The organism is Lelliottia nimipressuralis, assembly GCF_004115925.1.
GTDB classification, from domain to species: Bacteria; Pseudomonadota; Gammaproteobacteria; order Enterobacterales; family Enterobacteriaceae; genus Enterobacter; species Enterobacter nimipressuralis.
Map to the genome: position 1 here is coordinate 431,709 of NZ_SDDX01000001.1, position 12,616 is coordinate 444,324.

12 protein-coding genes and 1 pseudogene are annotated in these 12,616 nt (G+C 55.7%); 8 read left to right on the plus strand and 5 right to left on the minus strand.

The window, feature by feature from the left end; genetic code table 11:
* The first annotated feature begins 2 nt into the window (after positions 1–2).
* From sufC to ldtE, 5 genes are all read left to right on the plus strand, one after another.
* Positions 3–749 (plus strand): Fe-S cluster assembly ATPase SufC, encoded by a 747-nt coding sequence (gene sufC / locus ETG88_RS02075; protein WP_095281756.1) that lies wholly within the window; start codon positions 3–5, stop codon positions 747–749.
* Positions 724–1,995: a Fe-S cluster assembly protein SufD gene (gene sufD / locus ETG88_RS02080; RefSeq protein WP_129034434.1), complete on the plus strand. Its 1,272-nt coding sequence runs from the start codon at positions 724–726 to the stop codon at positions 1,993–1,995. Before sufC ends, sufD begins: the two co-directional genes overlap by 26 nt.
* Positions 1,992–3,212 carry a cysteine desulfurase SufS gene (sufS, locus tag ETG88_RS02085; protein WP_107703720.1) on the plus strand — a complete coding sequence of 407 codons (1,221 nt, stop codon included), beginning with the start codon at positions 1,992–1,994 and terminating at the stop codon, positions 3,210–3,212. Before sufD ends, sufS begins: the two co-directional genes overlap by 4 nt.
* 12 nt (positions 3,213–3,224) lie before the next feature.
* Entirely contained in the window at positions 3,225–3,641 is a 417-nt protein-coding gene (sufE, locus tag ETG88_RS02090; RefSeq protein ID WP_129034435.1) for a cysteine desulfuration protein SufE, read from the plus strand.
* Positions 3,642–3,738: 97 nt separating this feature from the next.
* On the plus strand, positions 3,739–4,758 hold the full coding sequence (gene ldtE / locus ETG88_RS02095) for a L,D-transpeptidase LdtE (protein WP_100780442.1): 1,020 nt from the start codon (positions 3,739–3,741) through the stop codon (positions 4,756–4,758).
* A gap of 59 nt (positions 4,759–4,817) precedes the next feature.
* Here the strand turns inward: ldtE and ETG88_RS02100 are convergent, their stop codons facing one another.
* The 5 genes and pseudogenes from ETG88_RS02100 to ETG88_RS02115 form a co-directional block, all read right to left on the minus strand.
* Positions 4,818–5,054 (minus strand): major outer membrane lipoprotein, encoded by a 237-nt coding sequence (locus ETG88_RS02100; RefSeq protein ID WP_095281761.1) that lies wholly within the window; start codon positions 5,052–5,054, stop codon positions 4,818–4,820.
* A gap of 308 nt (positions 5,055–5,362) precedes the next feature.
* Positions 5,363–6,783 (minus strand): annotated as a pseudogene (pykF, locus tag ETG88_RS02105) (pyruvate kinase PykF).
* A 7-nt stretch (positions 6,784–6,790) separates the two neighbouring features.
* Positions 6,791–6,985 carry a protein YnhH gene (gene ynhH, locus ETG88_RS22620; protein ID WP_420890799.1) on the minus strand — a complete coding sequence of 65 codons (195 nt, stop codon included), beginning with the start codon at positions 6,983–6,985 and terminating at the stop codon, positions 6,791–6,793.
* 176 nt (positions 6,986–7,161) lie between these two features.
* Positions 7,162–8,307 carry a trans-sulfuration enzyme family protein gene (locus tag ETG88_RS02110; protein ID WP_129034467.1) on the minus strand — a complete coding sequence of 382 codons (1,146 nt, stop codon included), beginning with the start codon at positions 8,305–8,307 and terminating at the stop codon, positions 7,162–7,164.
* Between the two features lie 12 nt (positions 8,308–8,319).
* Positions 8,320–9,690, minus strand: a complete 1,371-nt coding sequence (locus ETG88_RS02115; RefSeq protein ID WP_129034436.1) for a pyridoxal-phosphate dependent enzyme — start codon at positions 9,688–9,690, stop codon at positions 8,320–8,322.
* Positions 9,691–10,089: 399 nt separating this feature from the next.
* Between ETG88_RS02115 and ETG88_RS02120 the strand changes: the two genes are divergently transcribed.
* The 3 genes from ETG88_RS02120 to ETG88_RS02130 are packed head-to-tail and all read left to right on the plus strand — an operon-like array spanning position 10,090 to position 12,606.
* Positions 10,090–11,112 carry a methionine ABC transporter ATP-binding protein gene (locus tag ETG88_RS02120; protein WP_129034437.1) on the plus strand — a complete coding sequence of 341 codons (1,023 nt, stop codon included), beginning with the start codon at positions 10,090–10,092 and terminating at the stop codon, positions 11,110–11,112.
* Positions 11,105–11,773: a methionine ABC transporter permease gene (locus ETG88_RS02125; RefSeq protein WP_100780438.1), complete on the plus strand. Its 669-nt coding sequence runs from the start codon at positions 11,105–11,107 to the stop codon at positions 11,771–11,773. Before ETG88_RS02120 ends, ETG88_RS02125 begins: the two co-directional genes overlap by 8 nt.
* Positions 11,774–11,793: 20 nt before the next feature.
* Complete coding sequence (locus tag ETG88_RS02130; protein ID WP_006174916.1) at positions 11,794–12,606, plus strand: MetQ/NlpA family ABC transporter substrate-binding protein; 813 nt, start codon at positions 11,794–11,796, stop codon at positions 12,604–12,606.
* Positions 12,607–12,616 lie beyond the last annotated feature (10 nt).

The following is a 12,616-nucleotide window of genomic DNA, read 5'->3' on the forward strand; positions in this document are numbered from 1 at the left end:
ACATGTTAAGCATTAAAGATTTACAGGTCAGTGTGGAAGATAAAGCGATCCTGCGTGGGCTGAATATTGACGTCCGTCCGGGTGAAGTGCACGCCATTATGGGGCCAAACGGCTCCGGGAAAAGTACGCTCTCCGCGACGCTGGCCGGGCGTGAAGATTATGAAGTGGTCGGCGGGTCCGTCGAATTCAAAGGCAAAGATCTGCTGGAACTCTCCCCGGAAGATCGCGCCGGTGAAGGCATCTTTATGGCCTTCCAGTATCCGGTCGAAATTCCGGGCGTCAGCAACCAGTTCTTCCTGCAAACCTCCCTCAACGCGGTGCGCAAATACCGTGGAGAAGAGGAGCTGGACCGCTTTGACTTCCAGGATCTGATGGAAGAGAAGATCAAACTGCTGAAAATGCCGGAAGATTTGCTGACCCGCTCCGTGAACGTCGGCTTCTCCGGTGGCGAGAAAAAACGTAACGATATCCTGCAGATGGCCGTGCTGGAGCCGGAGCTGTGTATTCTGGATGAAACGGACTCCGGTCTGGACATCGATGCGCTGAAAATTGTTGCTGACGGCGTGAACTCCCTGCGCGACGGCAAACGTTCGTTTATTATCGTCACCCACTATCAGCGCATTCTTGACTACATCAAACCGGATTATGTCCACGTTCTGTATCAGGGCCGCATCGTTAAATCCGGCGATTTTACTCTGGTCAAACAACTGGAGGAGCAGGGCTATGGCTGGCTTACCGAACAGCAGTAACGCACTGCAGCAGTGGCATCGCCTGTTTGAAACCCAGGGCGAAACGCGGTCTGAACAGGCGCAACAGCACCTGCAACAGATGCTGCGTCTCGGTCTGCCGACGCGCAAACACGAAAACTGGAAGTACACGCCGCTGGACGGCTTGCTCAACAGCCAGTTTGTCACGCGTCTGGCGGATGTCACGCCAGCCCAGCGCGATGCGCTGGCGCTGAATATTGACGCCGTACGTCTGGTGTTTGTTGATGGGCGTTATAACCCGGAACTGAGCGACAGCACTGAAGGCAGCGGATTTGACGTTGAGATCAATGACCAGCGCCAGTCTCTGCCTGCGCCGGTGCAGCCGGAAGTGTTTCTGCATCTGACCGAAAGCCTGGCGTCAGGCGTGACGCATATCCGCGTGAAGCGTAATCAGCGCCCGGCGAAACCGCTGCTGCTGTTACACATCACGCAGGGGCTGGAGGGCGAAGAGGTCAATACGGCCCACTATCGTCATCATCTCGACCTGGCTGAGGGGGCGGAAGCGACACTTATCGAGCATTACGTCAGCCTGAATGAGACCAGACACTTTACCGGTGCGCGCCTGACGATGAACGTGGCGGCAAATGCCCAGCTGCATCACATCAAGCTGGCGTTTGAAAACCCGGTGAGCCATCACTTTGCCCACAACGATATGCTCATCGGCCCGGACGCGGCGGCGTACAGCCACAGCTTCCTGCTCGGCGGGGCGGTGCTGCGCCACAATACCAGCACGCAGCTTAACGGCGAGAACACCACGTTGCGCATGAATAGCCTGGCGATGCCGGTGAAGTCGGAAGTGTGCGATACCCGTACCTGGCTTGAGCACAACAAAGGCTACTGTAACAGTCGCCAGATGCATAAAGTCATCGCCAATGACAAAGGGCGGGCGGTGTTTAACGGCCTGATTAACGTGGCGCAACACGCCATCAAAACCGACGGGCAGATGACGAACAACAATCTGCTGCTGGGCCGTCTGGCGGAAGTGGACACCAAGCCGCAGCTCGAAATTTATGCCGATGACGTCAAGTGCAGCCACGGGGCGACGGTTGGCCGTATCGACGATGAACAGATGTTCTATCTGCGCTCGCGTGGGATCGACAAGCAGGCGGCGCAGAAGATGATCATTTACGCGTTTGCCGCGGAGCTGACGGAAGCGCTGCGCGATGAAACCCTGAAACAGCAGGTGCTGGCACGCATTGGTCAGCGTTTGCCAGGAGGCGAAGCATGAGTTTTCCCGTAGAGAAAGTGCGGGCGGATTTTCCCGTCCTGACCCGTGAAGTGAACGGTCTGCCGCTTGCCTATCTCGACAGCGCGGCCAGCGCGCAGAAGCCGAATCAGGTGATTGACGCCGAAGCGGAGTTTTATCGCCACGGCTATGCGGCGGTGCATCGCGGTATTCATACCCTCAGCGCCGAAGCGACGCAGCGGATGGAAAACGTGCGCACGCAGCTTGCGACCTTCCTCAACGCCCGTTCACCGGAAGAGCTGGTGTTCGTGCGCGGCACCACTGAAGGCATCAACCTGGTGGCCAACAGTTGGGGCAGTGCGCAGGTGCATGCGGGTGACAACATCATCATCACCCAGATGGAGCATCACGCCAATATCGTGCCGTGGCAGATGCTTTGCGAGCGTGTGGGAGCACAACTGCGCGTGATCCCCCTCAATCAGGACGGAACGTTGCAGCTGGAGCTGCTGGATACCCTGCTCGACGACCGTACGCGGCTGGTGGCGATTACCCAGATTTCCAACGTGCTTGGCACCGAAAACCCGGTTGCCGAGATCATCGCTAAAGCGCATCAGGCCGGTGCGAAAGTGCTGGTGGATGGCGCGCAGGCGGTGATGCACCACGCCACCGACGTGCAGGCGCTGGACTGCGATTTTTACGTCTTTTCCGGTCACAAACTATATGGTCCGACCGGGATTGGCGTGCTGTACGTGAAAGAGGATATCCTGCAGGCGATGCCGCCGTGGGAAGGGGGCGGGTCGATGATTGCCACCGTCAGCCTGACGCAGGGCACGACCTACGCTAAAGCGCCGTGGCGCTTTGAGGCCGGGACGCCGAACACGGGCGGAATTATCGGGCTGGGCGCGGCAGTTGAGTACGTATCAGCGATTGGGCTGGATGCGATTGCCGAGTACGAACAGACGCTGATGCGCTATGCGCTGGCGGAGCTGGCCAGCGTGCCGGATCTGACGCTCTACGGACCGGATTCGCGCAAAGGGGTCATTGCCTTTAATCTGGGTCAACATCACGCCTACGACGTGGGGAGTTTCCTGGATAACTACGGCGTGGCCGTGCGCACCGGGCACCACTGCGCGATGCCGCTGATGGCGTTTTACCAGGTCCCGGCCATGTGCCGCGCGTCGCTGGTGATGTATAACACAACGGAAGAGATCGACAGGCTGGTGACAGGGCTGAAACGTATCCATCACCTGCTGGGCTAAGAGAGGCAAGACATGGCCGCGTTGCCGGACAGAGACAAACTGTTGCGTAACTTTACCCGTTGCGCCAACTGGGAAGAGAAATACCTGTACATCATTGAGCTGGGACAGCGTTTGCCTGCGCTCAGCGAAGCAGCACACAGCCCGGTGAACATTATCCAGGGCTGTCAGAGCCAGGTCTGGATTGTGATGCGCCAGACCGACGACGGCGTGATTGAATTGCAGGGCGACAGCGATGCTGCCATTGTGAAAGGGCTGGTTGCCGTCGTGTTTATTCTGTATCACCAGATGTCCGCTCAGGATATTGTGGCCTTTGACGTGCGCCCGTGGTTTGAAAAAATGTCACTGGCGCAACACTTAACCCCCTCCCGATCCCAGGGGCTGGAAGCGATGATCCGCGCAATCCGCTCCAAAGCCTCCAACATTAGCTAAACTAAAAAGACTGCATTCATTCTGTTACGCGAGGTGGCTCCCACCTCGCTGGTTTTTCGGCTTTCTGGCGTTCTGTCAGTGAATAAGGAATCTCAGCATGAAGCGCGCGTCGATAATTACACTTTTACTGCTCAGCACTTTCGGTGGCCTTAATTCTGCCAGCGCGATGGATTATCCGTTGCCGCCAGCGGGCAGCCGCCTTATTGGTCAAAATCAAACCTACGCCATCCAGGAAGGGGACAAAAATTTGCAGGCCATTGCCCGTCGATTTAATACCGCGGCGCAACTGATCCTCGAAACCAATAATACGATTGCACCGGTCTATCCCGCGCCCGGGACGGTGATTACTATTCCGTCGCAAATGCTGCTGCCGGATACGCCGCGCGAGGGCATCGTGGTGAACCTGGCCGAGCTGCGGCTCTACTATTTCCCGCCTGGGGAGAATATCGTTCAGGTCTATCCTTTAGGCATTGGCCAGTTGGGGCTGGAGACGCCGGTCAGCACCACGCGCGTGAGCCAGAAAATCCCGAATCCAACCTGGACGCCTACACCGGGCATTAGAGCGCGTTCTCTGGCGCAAGGTATCAAATTGCCGCCTGTGGTCCCGGCAGGGCCTAACAACCCGCTGGGGCGCTTTGCGCTGCGTCTGGGGATAGGCAACGGGGAGTATCTGATTCATGGCACCAGCGCACCGGACAGTGTCGGTCTGCGCGTCAGCTCCGGCTGTATGCGCATGAATGCGCCGGACATTAAAGCGCTGTTCGCTCAGGCGCGCGTGGGGACCCGCGTGCAGATCATCAACGAGCCGGTGAAGTTCTCCGTTGAACCCGATGGCAGACGCTATGTAGAAGTACATCGCCCGCTGGCTCAGGTCGAAGGGGAGAACCCGCAAACCACGCCAATCGTGCACAACGCGGGCTTTGCGTCCTTTGCGTCGCTGGAGGGTAATGACAAAGTGCTGATAGATAAAGCGCTGTCGCGCCGCGCGGGTATTCCGGTTGCGGTCTCTGCGGGAAACGGCCCATCCGCCTCGGTGGCGAATCCAGTGCTATCGGTGCAGAACAGTCGCGCATCAGACGCGGTGTCTGAAGGCGAGAAAGAGGTGGTCATGCAGTAGGGCGAATAACAGGCAAAAAAAATGGCGCACAATGTGCGCCATTTTATTAACAGGTACTATTACTTACGGTATTTAGTAGCCTGGTTGTCCAGACGCTGGTTAGCGCGTGCTGCGTCGTCTTTAGCAGCCTGAACGTCAGAACGGATTGCGTTCACGTCGTTGCTCAGCTGGTCAACTTTAGCGTTCAGAGTCTGAACGTCAGAAGACAGTTGGTCGATTTTAGCATTGCTAGAACAACCAGCCAGCATAGTAGAAGCCAGGATTACCGCGCCCAGTACCAGTTTAGTACGATTCATTATTAATACCCTCTAGATTGAGTTAATCTCCATGTAGCGTTACAAGTATTACACAAAGTTTTTTATGTTGAGAATATTTTTTTGATGGGAATACACCTATTTTTGATCGTTCGCTCAAAGAAACAACGAATCTGCCCCTTTTGCCGAAAAAGCTATGTTAAAAAAGACATTTTTCATCGGATTCATCTTAGATAAATCGCTCTTAAATAGAAAAACTCGATTTGCATTTTGAATAAACATGGCTAATGCCATAAATAAAAAAAGCGCCCGGAGGCGCTTTTTTAGCAAATCAATTCGTTTGATAATGATTACAGGACGTGAACAGACGCCGTATTGGTCGTTCCGCTTGGTACCAGCGCACCAGAAACCATCACCACAACGTCACCTTTACGTGCCAGACCACAATCAACCAACTGCAGAGCTACTTCTTTACCCAGACGGTAGAAATCGTCGGTAGACGCGATCTCTTTCACCAGGTGTGGGATCACGCCTTTGCTCAGAACCAGCTGACGAGCAGTGGTTTCGTTGGTGGTCAGCGCCAGGATGGTGGCGTTCGGGAAGTATTTACGCACGGCCTTAGCGGATTTGCCGCCCTGGGTCGCCACCACGATCAGCGGTGCATCCAGTTTCTCAGCGGTTTCAACGGCACCACGGCAAACGGCTTCGGTGATACGCAGTTTACGGCTGTCGTTGCTGTTATCCAGACGGCTGGTCATAACGCGGTCAGTACGCTCGCAGATGGTAGCCATGATGGTCACGGCTTCCAGCGGGTATTTACCTTTCGCGGATTCGCCAGACAGCATTACTGCATCGGTACCGTCGAGGATGGCGTTCGCCACGTCACCGGCTTCTGCGCGGGTAGGGCGTGGGTTTTTGATCATAGAGTCGAGCATCTGCGTGGCAGTGATAACCACTTTACGTGCACGCACACACTTCTCGATCATCATCTTCTGCGCGAAGATCACTTCTTCAACCGGGATTTCAACGCCCAGATCGCCACGAGCAACCATGATGCCGTCAGACGCTTCGAGGATTTCGTCGAAGTTGTTCAGGCCTTCCTGGTTTTCGATTTTGGAGATGATCTGGATCTTCTCGCCGCCGTGGGCTTTCAGGTGCTCACGGATTTCGGTCACGTCGGAACGTTTACGGATAAAGGACGCTGCAACGAAATCAACGCCTTGCTCGCAACCGAAGATCAGGTCTTGTTTGTCTTTTTCAGCCAGGGCTGGCAGTGCGATGGAAACGCCTGGCAGGTTAACGCCCTTGTTCTCGCCCAGGTCGCCGTTGTTCAGCACTTTACAAACAACGTTTTTGCCTTCGATAGCGGTCACTTCCATACCGATCAGGCCGTCATCCACCAGCACGGTGTTGCCAACGGACAGGTCGGTGGTGAAACCTTCGTACGTCACAGCAACGATTTCGTTGTTACCCACAACGGATTTGTCAGTCGTGAAGGTGAAGGTCTGGCCCGCTTTCAGGGAGACGTCGTTGCCGCCTTCCAGTTTAATGGTACGGATTTCCGGACCTTTGGTATCCAGCAGGATCGCTGCTTTTTTACCGGTCTTGCTCATCACGTTGCGCAAGTTCTGAATACGTTGGCCGTGTTCAGCATAGTCGCCGTGAGAGAAGTTCAGACGCATTACGTTCATGCCGGCGTCCAGCATTTTGCTCAGCATCTCTTCAGATTCGGTTTTCGGGCCATGGTGCAAACAATTTTCGTCTTTTTCATGACAGTCTTAGTCTTTAAGTTGGGAAGGATATGGAAATCTCGCTCCGGGGGCGCACTGCCGCAGAGTCAAACCTGTGTAGCGAAATTTTAAATGACACACACTAAGGATAGGTGACATCAAATGAGCGTGCAGAAGAAAGTGTGCCTGAGTCTTGGCCCAACGAAGGAGAGGAGAAGTTGTACGTTGTTTTTTGTATTCCAAGCGCTGAAACCATTCACCCAGGGATTAGGCGCGCATTATACGCTGATTTTCAGATAAAAGGAAAATGGAAACGGTGTTTCAAAAAGATTCTGTGCAGTTTCACAAAAGATTGTTATCAACGCGTTAAGGCTAAACGCTATCTTGTTGCGGCAGAGGGAACGTCTGCCGCATTTCGCTTAATTTTTCAGCGCTTGTTCGAGGTCTGCGATCAGATCGTGGGTATCTTCAATCCCGACGGACAAACGAATCAGCTGCGGAACGATGCCGTTGGCCAACCGCTGTTCCAGCGGAATCGACGCATGGGTCATGCTGTAGGGCTGGCTGACCAGGCTTTCCACGCCGCCCAGGCTCTCGGCGAGGGTAAAGAGTTTCAGCTTGCGGATAATCGCGGTGGCCTGTTGCGCATCACCTTTGACGACCACGGAAATCATCCCGCCCGGCAGGGCCATCTGCACGCGTGCCAGCTGGTAATGCGGATGAGATTCCAGCCACGGGAACCACACTTTTTCGACCGCCGGATGCTGCTCCAGCCATTGCGCAATCGCCAGCGCGTTGGCGCTGTGCTTTTCGACGCGCAGGGCGAGGGTACGAATGCCACGCAGGGTCAGGAAGCTGCTAAACGGGTCGAGCACGCCGCCGACGGCGTTTTGCAGATAGCCCAGCTGGTCAGCGAGTTCGCGATTGTCGCCCACCACCGCCAGGCCCGCCACCACGTCAGAGTGGCCGTTGAGATATTTCGTCGCGGAATGAACAACGATATCAAAACCCAACTCCAGCGGACGATGGATCACCGGCGAGGCAAAGGTATTATCCGCCACGCTAATGATGCGATGGCGACGCGCGATCTCTGCGATAGCCGCGAGATCCACCAGTTTCAGCAAAGGGTTAGTCGGGGTTTCCACCCAGATCATTTTGGTATCGGGGCGGATTGCCGCTTCAAGGGCCGATAAATCGCCAGGTTTCACCCAGCTCACCTGCAATCCCGTGCTGCGTTTGCGCACGTTTTCAATCAGGCGATATGTGCCGCCGTACACATCGTCGATGGCGACGATATGGCTGTCTTTATCCAGCAGCTCCAGCACGGTAGAGATCGCCGCCAGACCGGAGGCAAAGGCATATCCGCGCGTTCCGCTCTCCAGCTCGGCAATCGCCGTTTCCAGCGCATGGCGCGTCGGGTTACCGCTGCGGGAATACTCGTAGCCCGTATGTTCGCCGGGAGACGGTTGCGCAAACGTCGAGGTGGCGTAAATGGGCGGCATCACCGCGCCGTGCTGATCGTTAAACTCGCCGCTGTGGACGCTCAAGGTTGCCAGGTTTTTCATCATTATTGTTCCTTATTGTTGGAGACGGTTGCGCCACACGGTGAGGACATCGCTGCGCGTAATCAGGCCCAGAAAGCGATCGCGGTCGTTAATCACGGCCACAAGACCGCGGTCAAAGATCGGTTTCAGCGCGCTCTCAGAGGCATGTTTGTCGAGCACCTCGACGTTGCGGGTCATTGCCTCGGTGACGGGCAGGGCGAAACGCTCGCCGTCCCCTGCGATATGGCTAACCAGATCCCATTCGTCGACAATGCCCACCACCTGACCGTTCTCTAAAACCGGCAGCTGTGAGATATCGTACAGCCGCATACGCGCCAGCACGGTCGCCAGGCTGTCATCCGGGGCGGCAGTAACGGTCGCGCCTTCGTCGTGACGCAGGGCGATATAATCAGAGAGATCGCCGGTTTGCGGGCGGGAGATCAGCCCCTGCTGGCGCATCCAGTCGTCGTTGAACATTTTCGACAGATACTTATTCCCGCTGTCGCAGGCAAAGGTCACCACCCGTTTCGGGGTGGTTTGCGCCTGGCAATAGCGCAGCGCCGCCGCCAGCAGGGTGCCGCTGGAGGAGCCGGCCAGAATGCCTTCGGTTTTTAGCAGGTCGCGGGCGGTGGTGAAGGCTTCGCGGTCGGTGACGCGATAGGCCTGATGCACGCCTTCGATGTGCGCCAGCGGCGGAATGAAGTCTTCGCCGATCCCCTCGACCAGCCACGAACCCGCTTCATGGTGACGGCCCGACTCCACCTGATCCGCCAGCACTGAACCGGCCGGATCGGCCAGCACAAACTCCGTGTGCGGAGAGTGCTGCGCAAACCACGCCTGCAGCCCGCCGAGCGTACCGCCGGACCCTACGCCAACCACAATCGCGTCGATCCTGCCGTCCAGCTGTTCAAACAGCTCGGGCGCAGTAGAGGTGCTGTGCGCCAGCGGGTTGGCCTCGTTATTGAACTGGTCAATATAGAAGCTGCCGGGGATCTCCTGCGCCAGCCGCTTCGCGTAGTCCTGATAGTAGGCCGGGTGGCCTTTGTTGACGTCGGAGCGCGTCAGCACCACCTGAGCGCCCAGCGCGCGCAGATGAAAAATCTTCTCGCGGCTCATTTTGTCCGGCACCACCAGTACCAGCGCATAGCCTTTTTGCGCCGCAATCAGCGCCAGCCCCAGCCCGGTATTGCCCGCCGTGGCTTCAATAATGGTGCCGCCCGGTGCGAGTAGTCCTTTGCGCTCGGCTTCGTTGATCATCGACAGGGCCACGCGGTCCTTAATCGAGCCGCCAGGATTCTGGTTTTCGAGTTTTAAAAACAGCGAGCACAGGCCGGTATCCAGCTTGTGCAACTGGATGAGCGGCGTGCGGCCAATCAGTTCAGTCACGGAGTGATAAATCGCCATGGTCTTTTCCTTAACAGAGACATGGCTGGATGATAGGACTATGAAATTTCCTCAAGAAAGAACGTTTCACTGCCTGTTAGAACGGAAAGTAATATAAATGGCTGATTTGGCAGTTAAGACAGCAAGCCGTAAAGTGCTCTGGATGTGAGGATGGCTATATAAGGAGAAAATGCGGCAAAAATGACCGTTTTTGCGCCTCAGGCGCTGCCACATATGCATTGTGCAGATAATCATTGCTGAAAATAAGCTAATCATCCTGCGCCCAGTCGCCACGCCACATATTCCTCGGCGTTATAAGACATTCGATTTTGTTCATTTAAAACATCATAACGTCTGATTACTATCTTTTGGACATCCATACTGCTAAACCGCTATATGCGTAACGGATAACGAAAAATAATGATTGTTCTCAGGAATATTTCGAAGGTTTTTGACAACGGAAAAGTGGCACTTACCGCCGTTGATAACGTCAATTTGACGGTCGAACAGGGGCAGATTTACGGGATTATCGGCTACAGCGGCGCCGGAAAAAGTACGCTGATTCGCCTGCTGAACGGGCTGGAAAAGCCGACCTCTGGCAGCGTGACCATCAGCGGCCAGGAGATCTCCTCGGCCAAAGGCGAAGCACTGCGCCAGGCGCGCCTGAAAATTAGCATGGTGTTCCAGCACTTCAACCTGCTCTGGTCGCGTACGGTCAGGGAGAATATCGCCTTCTCAATGCAAATCGCGGGCGTGCCGAAAGCCAAAATTAACGCCCGCGTTGCAGAGCTGGTGGATCTGGTGGGGCTGAAAGGCCGCGAAAATGCTTATCCGTCGCAGCTCAGCGGCGGGCAAAAACAGCGTGTGGGCATTGCCCGGGCGCTGGCAAATAACCCGGACGTACTGCTGTGTGATGAAGCGACCTCCGCCCTCGACCCGCAAACGACGGATCAGATCCTCGATCTGCTGCTCGACATTAACCGTCGTTTTAATCTCACCATCGTGCTGATCACCCACGAAATGCACGTGGTGCGCAAAATCTGCGACCGCGTGGCGGTGATGGAAAACGGCAAAGTGGTGGAAGAGGGCGATGTCCTCGGCGTTTTCACCCATCCGCAAAAACCGATCACCCAGCAGTTTGTGCGCCAGGTGAGCCAGTACACCGAAGAAGAGGCTTTTAATCCGGAGCTGGCGAACGAGCTGGAAGGCACGGTGATCCGCCTGACTTTCACCGGGCACAGCACCCACAAGCCGATTGTCGGGGAGCTGACCCTGCGTTACGGCCTGCCGTTTAACATTCTGCACGGCAAAATGACGCAAACGGCACACGGTGTTTTCGGCCAATTATGGGTGCACGTCGTGGCATCCGAAGAGCAACTGAACAATATCCTCGCCGACCTGAAGCACAGCGATATTGATGGCGAGGTAATTAAACATGGCTGAGACGCTTTTTCCGCATCTGAAATGGGACCAGCTGTGGGCCGCCACCCTGGAAACGCTCTACATGACGGCGATCTCCGGCGTCGCGACCTTTGTGTTGGGGATTGTCCTGGGGCTGGCGCTGTTCCTGACGGCGCGCGGCGGATTGTTCCACAACCGCACCGTCTACAGCGTCATATCCATTGTGGTGAACGTTTTCCGCTCGATTCCGTTCATTATTTTGATTGTCCTGCTGATCCCGTTCACCAAGACCATCGTCGGGACGATTTTGGGGGCCAACGCCGCGCTCCCGGCGCTGATTGTCGGCGCGGCACCGTTTTATGCGCGTCTGGTGGAGATCGCCCTGCGTGAAGTGGACAAAGGGGTCATTGAGGCGACGCGTTCGATGGGCGCACGTCTGAGCACCTTAATTTTTCGGGTTTTACTGCCGGAATCATCACCTGCACTGGTCTCAGGCATTACGGTGACGCTGATTGCACTGGTGAGCTACAGCGCAATGGCGGGGGTGATTGGCGCCGGTGGTTTGGGAAATCTGGCTTATCTGGAAGGATTCCAGCGCAACCACGGTGATGTCACGCTGGTGGCAACGGTGACTATTTTGATCATCGTTTTCATTATCCAGTTCTGCGGCGACGTCATTACTTCACTGTTAGATAAACGATAAAACACACAGGAAACCACATCATGAAAAAGACACTGACACTGATTGCCGCCGCAACCCTGAGCGCCCTGAGCTTTGCCTCCTGGGCGGATACGCTGACCGTAGGCGCGTCCAACACCCCGCATGCGGAAATTCTGGAGCAGGCGAAGCCGATTCTTGCGAAACAGGGTATCGATCTGGAGATCAAACCTTTCCAGGACTACATCCTGCCCAACACCGCGCTGGCAGGCCGTGATATCGACGCGAACTACTTCCAGCACATTCCTTACCTGAACAGCGTGCTGAAAGATCATGCGGGCGATAAAGATTATGATTTCGTCAGTGCCGGTGCGATTCACATCGAGCCGATTGGTATCTACTCCAAAAAATACAAATCCCTGAAAGATCTGCCGGAAGGCGGCAAAATCATCATGCGTGATGCGGTCTCCGAAGAGGGGCGTATTCTCTCTATCTTCGAGAAGGAGGGCGTGATCAAACTGAAGCCAGGCATCGATAAAGTGACCGCGCGCATCAGCGACATCGTCGAAAACCCGAAAAAACTGCAGTTCACGCCAAACGTCGAAGCCTCTCTGCTGCCGCAGATGTATAACAACGACGAAGGCGCGGCGGTCGTGATTAACGCCAACTACGCCATTGATGCAGGTCTGGACCCGGTTCACGACCCGATCGCGGTCGAGAGCGGTGAGAACAACCCGTATGCGAACATCATCACCGTGCATCGCGGCGACGAGAAGAAGAAAGATATCGTGGCGCTGGTGGACGTGCTGCACTCCAAAGAGATTCAGGACTGGATCCGCACCAAATATAAAGGCGCTGTGATTCCGGTAAACAACTAATCCCCTGGAT

Bases quoted from the DNA above. Each gene is read 5' to 3' on its own strand.
- sufC (WP_095281756.1), top strand. From the start codon at position 3: ATGTTAAGCATTAAAGATTTACAGGTCAGTGTGGAAGATAAAGCGATC.
- sufD (WP_129034434.1), top strand. From the start codon at position 724: ATGGCTGGCTTACCGAACAGCAGTAACGCACTGCAGCAGTGGCATCGC.
- sufS (WP_107703720.1), top strand. From the start codon at position 1,992: ATGAGTTTTCCCGTAGAGAAAGTGCGGGCGGATTTTCCCGTCCTGACC.
- sufE (WP_129034435.1), top strand. From the start codon at position 3,225: ATGGCCGCGTTGCCGGACAGAGACAAACTGTTGCGTAACTTTACCCGT.
- ldtE (WP_100780442.1), top strand. From the start codon at position 3,739: ATGAAGCGCGCGTCGATAATTACACTTTTACTGCTCAGCACTTTCGGT.
- ETG88_RS02100 (WP_095281761.1), bottom strand. From the start codon at position 5,054: ATGAATCGTACTAAACTGGTACTGGGCGCGGTAATCCTGGCTTCTACT.
- ETG88_RS02110 (WP_129034467.1), bottom strand. From the start codon at position 8,307: ATGAAAAACCTGGCAACCTTGAGCGTCCACAGCGGCGAGTTTAACGAT.
- ETG88_RS02115 (WP_129034436.1), bottom strand. From the start codon at position 9,690: ATGGCGATTTATCACTCCGTGACTGAACTGATTGGCCGCACGCCGCTC.
- ETG88_RS02120 (WP_129034437.1), top strand. From the start codon at position 10,090: ATGATTGTTCTCAGGAATATTTCGAAGGTTTTTGACAACGGAAAAGTG.
- ETG88_RS02125 (WP_100780438.1), top strand. From the start codon at position 11,105: ATGGCTGAGACGCTTTTTCCGCATCTGAAATGGGACCAGCTGTGGGCC.
- ETG88_RS02130 (WP_006174916.1), top strand. From the start codon at position 11,794: ATGAAAAAGACACTGACACTGATTGCCGCCGCAACCCTGAGCGCCCTG.